Raw genomic sequence first — 13,633 nt, forward strand, 5'->3', positions numbered from 1 at the left:
CATGCCGGCAATGTCCAGAGTGACCTCTTGTTCTCCATCCACCCCAACCCCACCAACGCACACCTCACCCTTAGCGGCAGCGCCCTACTCCCCGGCAGTGAGCTGAAGGTCTATAACCTGGCCGGGCAACAGGTGTACAGCGAGGTATTGCAAAATGCGCATGAAACCCACACGCTGGATGCACGCCGCTTTGGCCCTGCGGGCATGTACCTGCTGCACCTTAACACCCCCGGCCGCACGCCCGTAGTAAAAAAGGTGGTGGTGCAGGAGTAGGGGTGGCCTTAGCCTCCACGTACTTTGGCGTGATAAAGAGAACAGTCAGAAATGCACATCACGCTTTGTCATTTTGCCTATAGTAACAAAATCATTAACCTCATCAATGCGGATCCTGAAAAGAGGAATTCTCCATAAAATCCTCATCGGTTAGCATTTTGAGAAATTCAATGAGGCAAAACTTGTCGTAGTCGCTGAGCTGAAGCCCACCCTGGGTGTACTTCATAAAGGGGTCGATGGTGGCCGAGGGCACACCCCCGCTGTTGTAGTGCTCCACCACATCCTCAAGGGTGGCAAAACGACCGTCGTGCATATAGGGGCCGGTTTTGGCGATATTTCGCAACGTTGGGGTTTTAAAATGGCCGAGGTGCATAGGGTTGCCCGTAACGGCATAGGCGCCTGGATCGGTAAAAATGGAATCCAGCCCGTTGTTGTGCAATTCGTGGTCGGTAAAAAAGGTAAAACTACCCCCGTGGCAGTGAAAGCAATCCGCGCCCCACTGCCCACCGAGACCATCTGCCGGATCGCCGCCTTCCTTGAGAAAAAGCTCCAGTCCATTCCACTGTTCAGGAGTAAATGTGACGCTGGTTCCGTAGTAGGCCTTGTCGAAATCGGAGTTGAAAGAAACGAGTGTTCGCATAAACTGGGCAACCGATCGGGCGATGCGCGCACTATCCACACATTGTGTTCCGAAGGCAGCCTCGAACATGGGGGGGTACATCGGGTTTGACTGCACTTTTTGCACTACATTTTGCACCGATTCGTTCATTTCAACGGGGTCGAGTATCGGGTGAAATACCTGCTCCTCCAGGGTAACTGCGCGTCCATCCCAAAAGAAAAAATTGGCCCAACCGAGATTTACAAGCGCCATGGAGTTCCGCGTACCCATGGCCCCTCCTACTCCTGTGCTGAAAGTATTGGGATCGGAAAATCCAAATTCAGGCAAGTGGCAGCTTCCACAGGAAATGGTTCCGTCTGACGACAGCGATTTATCCCAAAAAAGGAATCGCCCAAGTTCCACACCCTCCTGGGTCAGCGGATTGTCGGTTGGTATATTCATGGGCGGGATAAACGGTGGAATGTCGAGCTGATAGGGTGTTGTATTGCTGTAATCAAAGGTATTGCAACCCGAAGGTGTACCTGGTTCAATGGGATCGGGGTCGGGCTTGTCTCGCTTGCAGGCCAGAACACTGAAAAGCAGCATCATAATGCCTATGTAAGTCAAAGCTCTCATCATGGCTGATCAAATTTCCCGATAAAACGCATATCCGTCAGGGTGTGCAAAAATGCAACCAAATCGGCCCTTTGTTGTTCACTCAGGTTCAAAGGTCGCACCCATTCGCTTTGGTTGGCGTGCTCTGCTCCACCCTGGTTAAAGTGCTCCACAACTTCTTCCAGCGTTTCCATGCTGCCATCGTGCATGTAGGGTGCCGTGAGTGCCACATTGCGTAAAGTGGGCACCTTAAACTTTCCGGCGTCTTCGGGTAATTCTGTGAGCAGCATTCGGCCGGGGTCGGCGTAATCTTGGTACAAACCAATGTTTTCAAAACCCTCGTTGCTGAGCAAATGACCGCTGTGACAATTTCCGCACGACGCTTCATCGCTGAAAAACAACTCCATGCCTCGCAGCGCTGCCTCGCTCAATACGTCTTTGCCTTGGTACACATGCTGGTCGTATGGAGAGTTTCCACTGATCAGTGTACGCTGAAAGGAAGACAAAGCCCTTGCGATATTTGCTGCCGAAATTTCTCCGTAGGCCCGTTCAAAGGCCTCAAGGTAGGTAGCATCTTTGGCCAGTCTTTCTGTGAGTTCCTCGAAGGTCATGTTCATTTCATGTGCCTCGGTGATGGGTGCAATCACCTGAAGTTCAAGGGTAGGAATGCCCCCTTCAGCAAAAAAGGCCTGTTGGTAACCCACATTGGCCAGCGTGGGAGCGTTGCGCGTTCCCATGCCCCCACCCACTCCCGGACTCACCGCAACGTTGTGGGCAAAAGCCCGTTCGGGTTCATGGCACGAAGCACAGGAAATCGAAAAATCGGAGGACAACTGCTTGTCGAAAAACAACCTTTTGCCCAATTCCACGCGCGCTATGGTGAGCTTGTTGTCATCGGGCACAGGCATGGGCGGAAAACCCGGTGGGATTTCGGGAAGGAAAGGCGCATCCAGCCCAGCTTCCTGCAATACAGGTTCCCGCTGGCAAGCAGCCAACAAAAACAATACTGCTATCCACGCCCCAAACCTCACTCCCTGAAACTAATTGCCTGCGTTATGATATCGCTTACGCGGTCTGATAGTTGCTGATTGGTGCCGTGGCTCTGGTTGTGCACGGCGAGATCAATTGTGTCGGTTTCCGAATAATAGAAGCGATCTACGTGCAGGTCGAGATACACCGTGTTCTGTTTGTTGGCCTCAACCGTAAATGAAGTATTTTGGAAAACCACATTTCGGTACGACTCGTCTTTTCCCGTATGGAAGGAATAGCCGGGAATAAGCAGCCCTGTTCCGTCAGGATCGGTGTCGTACTTGCCATCAAAAATCACGAACCGGTAGCCTGTCTGCCAGGTCCAGTACATGCCGTTGTTTTGGCTCAGGGGATGGTCGCTGCTAAATACCGCAATGCTGAAATTGGGGTTTGCCGGACTGTTCATTTCCTCGGGCACCCCCAGTCCGAAGCCAAATTCGCTGTAATTACCCGAAGGCACAGTTCCCAATGAAAGTGTTACCTCACCGTTGGTAAGATTGGCAAATTCAATATCGCTGAAAGACACTGTTTCACCGTTTGCCCGAACCCCGTATATGTGTGCGAGGTACATTCTGAGATCCACAACATTCACCCTGTAGTTGGTGATGTTGTGATAAGTCTGGCCGAATACCAGGGGCTCATTCTCATAGAATGTGTTGATTTTTATCCGCAGGGTAGTTTGCCCGGCAGGGTCAATAGGATCCGGATCGGGCTTGTCTTTTTTGCACGACACAAGCACAACGGCAAACAAGGCGAGGTAAAGGAGGTGTTTCATGGCAATTTTTATTAGTTGACGTTTTACCGAAGATGAAGATGTACCCAAACACCCTCAACGCTCCGCACAATAATCCCAAAGATAACGGCGGAGCATTGAAAGTGTTGTGATTCATGTTACATAGGGTGACAATGAAAGTTGACTGACTTTTGAATCTCATTTCCGCCGTGATCCAGCATCACCTCAATGGTGAGATTCATATCAGAATGTTGGGTTACATCGTTCACCCAGTGCTCATCAATATTAAGCGTGGTGCCGTGCTCATGGGCGTGCTTAAACAACACGGTATCTCCTGAAGATGTATTCACCAAGTGAATATTCCAACCGTGCAGTATTTCATTGTGGGTGGCCACAGCGTGAATGTGCACCGTATCGCCGGCATTGAACATGGCGTGATTGGAAGGGCTGTGAATCTTGAGCTCGGCTGTGGGGTACACGCAAGAACCATCGTCTTTTTTGGCGTCGGGGTCGTAGTTGGTGGCAGCAGGGTCTTTGCAACCTTCTTTGCCGCAACTCGCCAAAATAAACAAACTGAAAATGAGAAAAGGAAGATTCTTAAAATGCATGGTATTGATTTTTAGTTATTAAACAAAAGATGAATGCCAACGGTAAACCGCAAGCGTTGTTGGATGTAGCCCTGGGCAAAATGCTGGGCTACGGGCAAGTCAGCGCGGGCTGTGAGTCCCCAATTAGAGCGGTACACGTCGAGCGCAGCCGACGCGAACGCAAAATGGCCGCCCGAATACGGGTTGAGGTCTCCACGGCTTGCGTTGCTGTAGTCTTGTCCGATCCACTCGGCCCTCGCTCCAATTTGCGGAATGAAAAGCCACTTTTCGGTTTCAATGGTGCGAAACCCATCCACTGTGATGAGCTTTTGATTGCCAAATTGATACCGTTGTTCATTAGGCGTATTGTAACGATACGACGCATTGATATTGAGACCGTAATTACCGGTTTTCACGCGGTAATTGAGCACAAAGAGATAATCCCACGAACCGGTTCCGGGTTGCATGTTGGGAAGAATCAACTGTCGCTCTGCATCTATCGCACCAAATGAGCCCGTTGGCGACTTTACACCACCGCCCACCAGTAGATTTTGTGAAAACCGGCCTCCGATTCCGTTTTGCGACTCATCCAACAGCAGCACATTGGCCAGCAATGAGATATCTCCCACACCCGCCATGATGCTTCTGTAGTCATCGCCGTTCATCACCGCGTGATTCACCGGAACAAAAGCAAAGATGTGCAAGCGCCGGTGTGGTGCCCATCTCCCCCACCATTCATAGGTGTGAAAAACATCGCGGGTATCCGATTCGCCGGCGGCAGCATACACCGGTGGATGTTCGCTGAAAAACCTACGGTGGTGGTACCGAAAGCCCACAAAATGATTGTTTTCACCGGGTAAAAAACCCAGCGAGGTGCTTTGCGCGGAGCAACCACATATATCGCAAGCCTGCGATGAGAGCACCGGCAACAGAAGCAGCCAGCACCCAACAAAGTATTTCATAAAGTGATTTTGCGTTTCGCCCGAAAGGCAAAACAAGGTTCAGGACTCAAAGAATGAATGGAGCACACCTTACGCGTTCCTTCAATATGAGAACATGTCGGTGCACAATAAAGGGGTCCTAAACAGTTGGGGGATGGAATACGTCCGAAAGGTACCCTGTACAAGGTGCTCTTTTGGGAAATACAGGCAATCGGGGTTCCTCAATGCACGTGGCGCAAGGTGAGGGCATTTTATCGCTTATCAAAGAAGGCGACAATTCATCAAACCGGAATTCACGAGGTGCGTCGGGTTCTTTTTCGTTGTGCTGAATGAGTTGCTTTTTGAGCTGGCATGAGCCGTTGCACTGCATTTCGGGCAACTGGCGGTTTTCACAAAGGGTTTCGGCGATGAAAGCCTGATTCAGCTTGAAAGACACAAACACCACCGAATTGTGGAGCAGCGAAAAACAAAAACCCCACAAAACCAATACGGATATAAGTCGCGTGGTAATCACCTGACAAAAATACACCCTGAAGGCAAATTAATTGCATTTCCAAAACACTACTTTTATGCCATGCGTGGAATTTTACAAGTGTGTCGTGCCTCGGCCGGAAGCGGAAAAACCTACACCCTGGTTCAGCAGTACCTGCGGCTTTGCCTGCGCTCCAACAGGGCCGATTCCTTTAAACACATTTTGGCCATCACCTTTACCAACAAGGCGGCCTCTGAGCTCAAAGAGCGTGTTTTCAGGGAATTGAAATCCCTTTCTGAGGGCAACACCAAATCTCAAATGGCCGTGCATCTACGCAGCGAGCTGAGCCTCAGCACTGAGGAGTTGCAAATCCGCGCCCAAAACACCCTGCGCGCCATGCTGCACCAATACGGAGATGTTGCCATCGGAACCATTGACCAGTTTATGCACCGCCTGGTTCGCTCCTTTTCGCGCGATTTGGCTCTGCAACACGATTTTTCAGTAGATACCGACAATGATCCCGTGGTGGAAACAGCCGTAGAGAAAGTTTTCCGAAGGGTGGGCTCCGACGAAGTGTTTACGCAGATTATGCTTGACTTCGTAGAGTACCTGCTGGATGAAAATAAGTCGTGGAACGTTGGCAATCAACTGCTTGCAACTGCAAAAAGCGCCATACTCACCAAAGATTCAGACTTCACTGATGAACTGGACAAACTCACCCTCGAGCAATTCACCGAAGCCCGAACGGCGCTGCACAAGGCCTGCAAGAAATACGAAGCAACGGTCAAGACCTTCGCTAAACAAGGCTTGGACTTAATCAACACGCACAAACTCACAGACGCCGATTTCCACTACGCTTCGAAAGGCCTTGGCAACTATTTCCGCAGAGTGTTCCACAAAGGGTACACCCTGCTGCCAAATTCATACGTGAACACAGCCCTGGAACGAGTTGATTTCAGCGGAAAAGGGCCCAACAGCGCGTTGGTGAAAGAGCTGAGTCCGCAATTTGAAGAAATCCTGCTCAATATTGTGGCGCACATCGAAAAAGATAGCGGTAAATACGTGGTGGCGCTGGAAATGATAAAGCGATATTTCAGGCTTATGCTCATGCGCGAACTCTCGGAGGCCGTCCACATGGAAAAAGAAGACCTCAACCTGCTTTTTGTGGACGACTTTCACCAGCTTATTTCCGACGTAGTTACTGAAGAACCCGCGCCTTTCATTTACGAACGCATCGGTCAGCGCATTCGGCATTTGATGATTGACGAGTTCCAGGACACCTCCGTTACACAGTGGCGCAATTTCCTGCCGTTGGTCACGGATGTTCTGTCAACAGGAGGTTTTGCCATGCTGGTAGGAGATGGAAAACAAGCCATTTACCGATGGCGGGGCGGTGAAGTAGAGCAATTTTCGCGTTTGCCTGAATTGTATCCGCCCGACAACACAACCCTTACCGCCACCCGCGAACAGGTGCTGCGCGCACATCACCAGGCTACTACTCTCGATTCCAACTTCCGCTCGGACAAGGTGATTGTGGAATTCAACAACAAGCTCTATCCTGAACTCAAGGAGTATCTGCACGAAGAACACCAAAACATCTTTGAAGGCTGCGAACAAAAAGTTGTGAAAAATGAGGGCACCGGCCTTGTGACACTTCACTTTGTGGAAGGAAGTAAAAATGAAGAGAAACACCCCGAATACCTGAAGCTCACGCTGCAATTCGTCAAAGAGGCCGAAGAAGACGGATACCAGCCCAGGGATATTGCCGTGCTGCTCCGCGACCGCAAAACCCAGGGAATCGTAGCGCAACATCTTCGCAAGGAAGGCTACGAGGTTGTTTCTGAGTCAAGTTTACTGGTTGAAAACGACGTGGTGGTTTCCACAATCGTGGGTGCCATGCGTCATCTGGCCGACCCGCTGAACCCCCAGCACGCCATGGCTCTGCTGCTCATGCTGGCCGACGAATACCTGGAACCTGAAAACCGACATGCCACGATGCAGCGCTTTATCCGGCGCGATAACGAAAATCCTAAAATCCTGATGGCCGATGTCAACGGCTTTATGGGGCACATCCAATTACCCGGGCTCTCTTCCCTGCTGTTGCGGCAAAGTCTGTTCGACATGTGCCAAACCATCCTCAGGAACCTGAAGATGGAGCCAAAATGTGGTCCGCAGTGGTCATTTTTTGCGCAACATGTACTTGACTTTGCGGCGTCTAAAGGAAATGACCTGCCGGCTTTTCTCGCGTGGTGGGACAAGGTGCGCGACCAGAAATCCATCAGTTTGCCCGAAGATGTCAATGCCATCCGTATTACCAGCATCCATAAATCCAAAGGACTGCAATACAAGGTGGTAATCATGCCCTTTGCCGACTGGGCCTTTAGCATCAACAACGCCGAATACTGGGCAAATACACCCCCTGAACTGAAACTTTTTACCGGCAGCGATTTACCCCCTGTGATGCTTACCGGGTTCACCAAAAGCCTTGAGGGTTCGGTGCTTCAGGAACAAATGGATGCCGAGCGCTCACGCCAACGGTTGGACAACCTCAACCTCTTGTACGTGGGCACCACCCGGGCAGAAGAACGTTTGCACATCATCAGTCACCGAAAGGAACCGAAAGGTGCGCCCAAAAACATTGCAGAATGGCTGATGGCGGCCTTACCGCAACTCGGCTACAGCGAGGAAGGCGAGGTTATTGGTGCGCGCAAGAGGCCCAAGATAAGAGAACTCCCTTCGGAAAGCAGCAATGTGGTTCCTGTATGTGCCTCTTCGGACTGGCGCGACAGACTAAAAATCAGCTTTGAATCGGGAGAATTGTCGGAAGGACAGTTTTCAGGCAACGCACGCCAGATGGGTAGCCTGTGCCATCGTGTGCTGGCCGAAATGCAATCGGTGCAAGACCTGAATGAGGTGCTTGCTCACTTTGAAACGAGTGGTATTGCCAACGCAGAAGTGGTTGCCCTGCTCCGTAAACAGGTAGAGCAATTGCTCGAGCTTCCTGAGGCCCGAAAATGGTTTCGGCACCCGGATCACACCCTTTCCGAACATCCTGTGTTGCTGCCTGACGGCAGCACGCTGCGCCCCGACCGGGTGATTCTCAAAGACAATCACGCCACCATTGTGGATTTCAAAACAGGAAGCTTTCGCGCCGAACACGAAAAACAACTGACCCAATACGGTGCCGTACTCAACCAAATGGGCTATCACTGTACATTGCACCTGGCCTACCTCGATCCGGCAGAAATCAGAACTGTAGAAATGCCCCGCCATTGACCATGCCTTTACCTATAACATGGCATGCCCTGCCCTTTCCTGAACTTTCGTTGCAAGAATGGCACGATTTGCTCCGGTTGCGCATAGACGTGTTTGTGGTGGAGCAGAACTGCCCCTATCCCGAGCTTGACGGCAAAGACCCCGATTGCATCCATGTTTTTGGAAAAACCGAAGGCCGCGTGGTGACGGTTGCGCGAATCGTGCCCCATGGCATCAGCTATGCTGAAGTGTCGATCGGACGCGTGGCGGTTTCAGAAAGTCATCGTAAAGTAGGGCTTGGTAAAGAGCTGATGCTGCAATGTCTGCATGAAATACAACAACGTTTTGGCAATGTCTCCGTCCGGATTTCGGCACAAACCTATCTGCGTGATTTTTACTGCGCGTTGGGCTTTGATCACACCGGCAAATCCTACCTGGAAGACGGTATTCCGCACATCGAAATGCTCCGACCCAAACCAACCCAAAGCAATTGAAAACGTCATTATTGGGTGCCAAATACTGCCGTGGCACGAGCCTTGTTAAGTATTTGTTAATCTAAACCCAACACCCAAACCTTGCATTACATTTGTGAAGCACAATTAAAACGACAACCATGAAAAAGGCACTTTTTATCCTCGGTATTTTCCTCACAGCGGCAGTGGGTCTTCAGGCTCAAGCCGTAAACGCAGGTCCGGTTATTGAATTTGACAAAGAAGTTCACGATTACGGCGAAATTGAGCAGCACGGAAACGGTGTGTGCGAGTTTACACTCACCAATACCGGAAACGAGCCTCTCATCATTTCTCAGGCCAAAGGATCTTGCGGATGTACCGTTCCTTCTTACGACAAGGAGCCCATCATGCCGGGCGCTACCTCGGTGATTAAGGTTAAGTATGACACCAAGCGCGTGGGTCCCATCAACAAAGCGGTAACCATTACTTCCAATGCCACCAACGCTCCTTCAAAGGTGCTGCGCATCAAAGGAACTGTACTTGCTGCCGAGTCAGGAGCTACCTCTCCTGTAATGGAGCGGTCTGCAGTTGCTCCTGTTGCCGAGTAATCCTCAACAATATTTCACTGAAACTGCCTTCTGCAAAGGGGGCAGTTTTTTTGTTTTCACCTCGGCCATCCCCTCCCATTTTTGCTTGCCGTACTTTTGCGGCATGAAGTGGTTGAACTGGCTTTTCATTTTTCCGGTGCGGGTGTATCAGTACACCCTTTCTCCCCTGCTCGGCAATACCTGCCGCCACCAGCCCTCATGTTCGCAATACACCATTGAGGCGATTCAAACCTGGGGACCTTTGAGAGGAATCTGGCTGGGCGCGAAACGCATTGCCAAATGCCACCCCTGGGGCACCCACGGCTATGACCCTGTACCGCCACGACCCAAAAACAAAGATTAATGCGTGCAAGGGTTGGCCAGAAAACCGGTATTTTGAACAGGTCCGCCCCCAATAACGAAAGCATATCTACATGATATTGTGCCCTTTAATTGTTTTAGCATAAAACACATCAGCAGCGCACTCAAATTGAAAAAAAAAACGTCATTACATCGATGCTTTTCTTGCGTTCAGCGACAAAACCCGTACATTCGTGCCATATCCATCTCTATTCTGTTGACACTGCGACTTCACATAAGCGTATGCGGATCCCTTCAGGAAGGACTCTACAAAGTTGCGCTATTCATTGTGCGGCGTAGAATACAACCTCGAGAAGGGCCCGCGTCTTGCTTCGATTTCAATCAAGGATATTCTCACCTCAGTATATCACACATTTTCTTTTTTTAACCAAAATAAATAATTATGAAGAAGTTACTACATCGGACCCTACAAGCCGTGATCGCCATGGTAATAGGAATTGGCTTAAATGCCGTCACATCCGGTACGGTTGCGGCACAGGATCCTTGCGGAGATGCGATTAACATCCCGTCGGTTCCTGTAAATAACCAGGCATTGGTTTGTAATTCAAGTAATCAAATCACCTCAACGAACGTTGCAAGTGTTTGTGGAAGTGGTTCGTATTACGGTGGAATAGAAGCGTTGTACTCATTTACCCCAGCTACAAGCGCTGATTATGAAATAAGTTACAGTGGGGGAACATGGTCTGGAATAATGGTGTACCAAGGATGCCCGCTGACCGGCACATGCGTAGGACACGTACAAAGCAGCGCAAGCAGCAAATCCTTGATTGTATCGCTTGCAGCAAGTACGGAGTACTTTATCATGTTCGACACCTGGCCTTCGCCACCAAGCCCTTGCCCCGGAACATTCAGCCTCGTGGAGTTTGTACCTCCTACCCCGGCAGACTATCTCGTTCCTTTTTCAGGAAGCAACTCTATAACTACTTGTAGTGGTGTCATTGCTGACCACGGTGACCTCACAGGAAACTACGGGAACAATGCCAATGGTTTTACGGTAATAAATCCCGATACGCCCGGGCAAGCTGTTCAACTAACCTTTACGGCTTTTCAGCTGGAATGCTGCTGCGATTTTGTAACCGTTTTTGATGGTGCAGGAACAAGTGGAACTCAACTTTTCAATGGGAATTGCACCACTTTACCACCTGTTCTCACATCAACATCAGGCCCGCTGACCATCAGACTTACCTCTGACGGTTCTGTAACGGGAGCGGGATTTGCGGCTGAAATCAGCTGTGTGACCCTTCCATGCCTGAACCCTATTGCAAGCGTAAGTATTGCGGATGACTGCGCCAACAATGAATTTTCAATAGTAGTAGATTTGACCAGCCTGGGGGATGCATCTACGGTGGATATCGTGCCAAGTTCGGGAAGTAGCATTACAGGTGTAAACACCACCGGAGTATACAGTTTGGGGCCTTATTCTATCGGTACCAACGTGGATATTGATATTATCCACAATGATGACCAAAACTGTAATCTTTCTTTAGGCAGCTTCACGGATTCAGGCAATTGCCCTATTCCAGTGACCTGTGGCCAGACTTTCACCGACAACCACTGCTACGGCAATTTCGACCCAACGACGTTCTCTTACTTTTCAGTTTCAGGCGATCCCCTCGAAATGACCTTTACCGCTGGCGGAATCGAAGCATGCTGTGATAATATCCTCATTTACGACGGTCTGGATAATACCGGAACACTGCTATACTCAGGTAACAACGGCGGAAATCTCGCAGGTTTATCTGTCATTTCAGCTTCAGGTAACCTGTTTATGGAGATTGACTCAGACTTCAGTGTAAGTTGTCAAGCCGGATCTTTTTGTTGCACCACCCCATGGGCATGGGAGATAGATTGTCCGCAATGCATTTCTCCGACTGCTACTGCCTCGGTAGTTGAAGACTGCACAAACGACGAATTTTTCATTTTGGTTGACCTGACCGATTTGGGTGATGCAAGCTCTGTTGACATTATACCCAGCGTAGGAATGGGGCAAAGCGGTGTTACAACTCCGGGCGTGTACAATCTCGGCAACTATGCTTTCGGAACCTCAGTTGATGTAGATATCATCCACAACGATGACCAATCCTGCAGCATATCCCTTGGAAGCTACACAAATTCGGGTGATTGTCCTGAAGTTGTGACATGCGGACAAACTTTCACAGACGGTCACTGCTACGGCAATAATGACCTCACCACCTTCTCGTACACCTCGAGCACAGGCGACCCGCTTGAAATGTCATTCACCGCTGGTGGAATCGAGTCATGCTGCGATAATATCCTTATATACGACGGTCTGGATAATACCGGAACGCTGCTTTATTCAGGCAACAACGGAGGTAACCTTGCAGGATTGACCGTATTGTCGCTTTCCGGCAACCTTTTCATGGAGATTGCCTCAGACTTCAGTGTAAGTTGTCAAGCCGGATCTTTTTGTTGCACCACCCCATGGGCATGGGAGATAATCTGCTTGCCTTGTACTCCTCCAGCGGCGCTTACTGCTTTGTTTGAGGACTGCTCAACCAACTCATTTACCGTAAGTGTAGAACTCACAGACCTGGGTGATGCCCCCAATGTTGACATTGTTGAAAACGTAAATAGTGGAGGCGAAACTACTGTGTTCACCGCTGTATCTGCTCTACAAAACTACAGCATGGGGCCTTATACTATTGGCGATGTAGTGAACATCCGAATTATCCATAACGACGACAACCTCTGCGACGCAGATCTCGGTAACTTCAGTACCGGTCCATGTCCTCCGCCAAATGATGAATGTGCAAACGCCATTATGGTGGGCTGCAACAGCGTAACACCTGGAACAACCACGGCGAGTTCTACAACTGGAGCACCTCCCGGATTCTGCGGTGCCTCAGGTTCAGTAAGCACCAGCGGCGGTGTTTGGTACACCGTACAAGGTGTTGATGGCTTCATGACTGCATCTACCTGTAGCGGATTCTTCGGTTTCGACACCAAGATGGCCGTTTACACCGGTAGCTGTGGTAGCTTTAGCTGCGTTGGTGGTAATGATGACGCTTCGTGCTCCTTCAGCGGACTTTTGTCAACTGTAAATTGGACGGGCTCTTCAAGCGAAATCTACTACATCTACGTAACAGGTTTCAGCACCAACACCGGAGACTTTGAGCTTGCAGTTGATTGCGAACCATTCGCACCAAACAATGAGTGTGCGAACGCTCAAAACCTCTCGGTTCCTGCATGGCCAACCACCAGCAACACCCTGGGTAATGTATTCCCTTCACAAAACTCGGGTACATCATCGTGTGCAGGTGCAACCGGTGGTGATGTGTACTATACATTCACCGCTTCCAGCACCAACCACTACATTGTTACTGTAAATCCTTTCAGCGGATTCGACGCTGTGGTACAGGTACTGGATGCTTGCGGTGGCACCGAAGTAGCTTGCTTCAACAACGCCGGTGCCGGTGGAGTTGAAACCGAGCTGTTACTCGACCTGGACCCCGGAGCCTATGTGGTGCGCGTTCAGGCTTCAACTGGCACCACTGGTGCAGGTGGCTTCCTCGTGGGCGTTCAGTCCTTCCCTGTTGCACAGGTGCAAGACAACCCCAGCAACCCGCTGTATGCCTGTAACCAAAGTGGATTCCAGTTGGAAGACATCATCGGTGCCTCTCCGCAAACCATGTCCGCATTGTCAATACTCGACTACGAGTGGAAGATTGCTGAGATTGGTGGAGGTACCA

The 13,633-nt window shown here is 50.2% G+C and carries 12 protein-coding genes; 6 read left to right on the forward strand and 6 right to left on the reverse strand.

Annotation, left to right across the window (positions count from 1 at the left end; genetic code table 11):
• Positions 1-273 (forward strand): T9SS C-terminal target domain-containing protein (locus EA392_11245; GenBank protein TVR38000.1); only part of this gene is annotated, 273 nt, incomplete at its 5' end.
• A gap of 103 nt (positions 274-376) precedes the next feature.
• Here EA392_11245 and EA392_11250 read toward each other — a convergent pair.
• The 6 genes from EA392_11250 to EA392_11275 all read right to left on the reverse strand — a co-directional run bounded on the left by EA392_11250 (position 377) and on the right by EA392_11275 (position 5,305).
• Complete coding sequence (locus tag EA392_11250; GenBank protein ID TVR38011.1) at positions 377-1,477, reverse strand: cytochrome-c peroxidase; 1,101 nt, start codon at positions 1,475-1,477, stop codon at positions 377-379.
• Between the two features lie 29 nt (positions 1,478-1,506).
• Positions 1,507-2,454: a cytochrome-c peroxidase gene (locus EA392_11255; protein ID TVR38001.1), complete on the reverse strand. Its 948-nt coding sequence runs from the start codon at positions 2,452-2,454 to the stop codon at positions 1,507-1,509.
• A 59-nt stretch (positions 2,455-2,513) separates the two neighbouring features.
• A complete protein-coding gene (locus EA392_11260; GenBank protein TVR38002.1) occupies positions 2,514-3,338 on the reverse strand; it encodes a hypothetical protein in 825 nt (274 codons plus the stop codon).
• Between the two features lie 68 nt (positions 3,339-3,406).
• Complete coding sequence (locus EA392_11265) at positions 3,407-3,856, reverse strand: hypothetical protein (GenBank protein TVR38003.1); 450 nt, start codon at positions 3,854-3,856, stop codon at positions 3,407-3,409.
• A gap of 11 nt (positions 3,857-3,867) precedes the next feature.
• Complete coding sequence (locus EA392_11270; protein TVR38004.1) at positions 3,868-4,797, reverse strand: hypothetical protein; 930 nt, start codon at positions 4,795-4,797, stop codon at positions 3,868-3,870.
• A 118-nt stretch (positions 4,798-4,915) separates the two neighbouring features.
• Positions 4,916-5,305 (reverse strand): hypothetical protein, encoded by a 390-nt coding sequence (locus EA392_11275; GenBank protein TVR38005.1) that lies wholly within the window; start codon positions 5,303-5,305, stop codon positions 4,916-4,918.
• Between the two features lie 45 nt (positions 5,306-5,350).
• On the opposite strand from EA392_11275, the gene EA392_11280 reads away from it, so the two are divergent.
• From EA392_11280 to EA392_11300, 5 genes are all read left to right on the forward strand, one after another.
• Positions 5,351-8,524 (forward strand): hypothetical protein, encoded by a 3,174-nt coding sequence (locus tag EA392_11280; protein TVR38006.1) that lies wholly within the window; start codon positions 5,351-5,353, stop codon positions 8,522-8,524.
• A gap of 2 nt (positions 8,525-8,526) precedes the next feature.
• Positions 8,527-8,997: a GNAT family N-acetyltransferase gene (locus EA392_11285; protein TVR38007.1), complete on the forward strand. Its 471-nt coding sequence runs from the start codon at positions 8,527-8,529 to the stop codon at positions 8,995-8,997.
• Between the two features lie 119 nt (positions 8,998-9,116).
• A complete protein-coding gene (locus tag EA392_11290) occupies positions 9,117-9,563 on the forward strand; it encodes a DUF1573 domain-containing protein (GenBank protein TVR38008.1) in 447 nt (148 codons plus the stop codon).
• Positions 9,564-9,666: 103 nt separating this feature from the next.
• Positions 9,667-9,906 carry a membrane protein insertion efficiency factor YidD gene (yidD, locus tag EA392_11295; GenBank protein TVR38009.1) on the forward strand — a complete coding sequence of 80 codons (240 nt, stop codon included), beginning with the start codon at positions 9,667-9,669 and terminating at the stop codon, positions 9,904-9,906.
• Positions 9,907-10,542: 636 nt separating this feature from the next.
• Positions 10,543-13,633 (forward strand): hypothetical protein (locus tag EA392_11300; GenBank protein TVR38010.1); only part of this gene is annotated, 3,091 nt, incomplete at its 3' end.

This window comes from Cryomorphaceae bacterium, assembly GCA_007695365.1.
Lineage (GTDB): Bacteria > Bacteroidota > Bacteroidia > Flavobacteriales_D > SKUL01 > SKUL01.

Bases quoted from the DNA above. Each gene is read 5' to 3' on its own strand.
- EA392_11280 (TVR38006.1), top strand. From the start codon at position 5,351: ATGCGTGGAATTTTACAAGTGTGTCGTGCCTCGGCCGGAAGCGGAAAA.
- EA392_11290 (TVR38008.1), top strand. From the start codon at position 9,117: ATGAAAAAGGCACTTTTTATCCTCGGTATTTTCCTCACAGCGGCAGTG.
- EA392_11250 (TVR38011.1), bottom strand. From the start codon at position 1,477: ATGCTGCTTTTCAGTGTTCTGGCCTGCAAGCGAGACAAGCCCGACCCC.
- EA392_11270 (TVR38004.1), bottom strand. From the start codon at position 4,797: ATGAAATACTTTGTTGGGTGCTGGCTGCTTCTGTTGCCGGTGCTCTCA.
- EA392_11285 (TVR38007.1), top strand. From the start codon at position 8,527: ATGCCTTTACCTATAACATGGCATGCCCTGCCCTTTCCTGAACTTTCG.
- yidD (TVR38009.1), top strand. From the start codon at position 9,667: ATGAAGTGGTTGAACTGGCTTTTCATTTTTCCGGTGCGGGTGTATCAG.
- EA392_11265 (TVR38003.1), bottom strand. From the start codon at position 3,856: ATGCATTTTAAGAATCTTCCTTTTCTCATTTTCAGTTTGTTTATTTTG.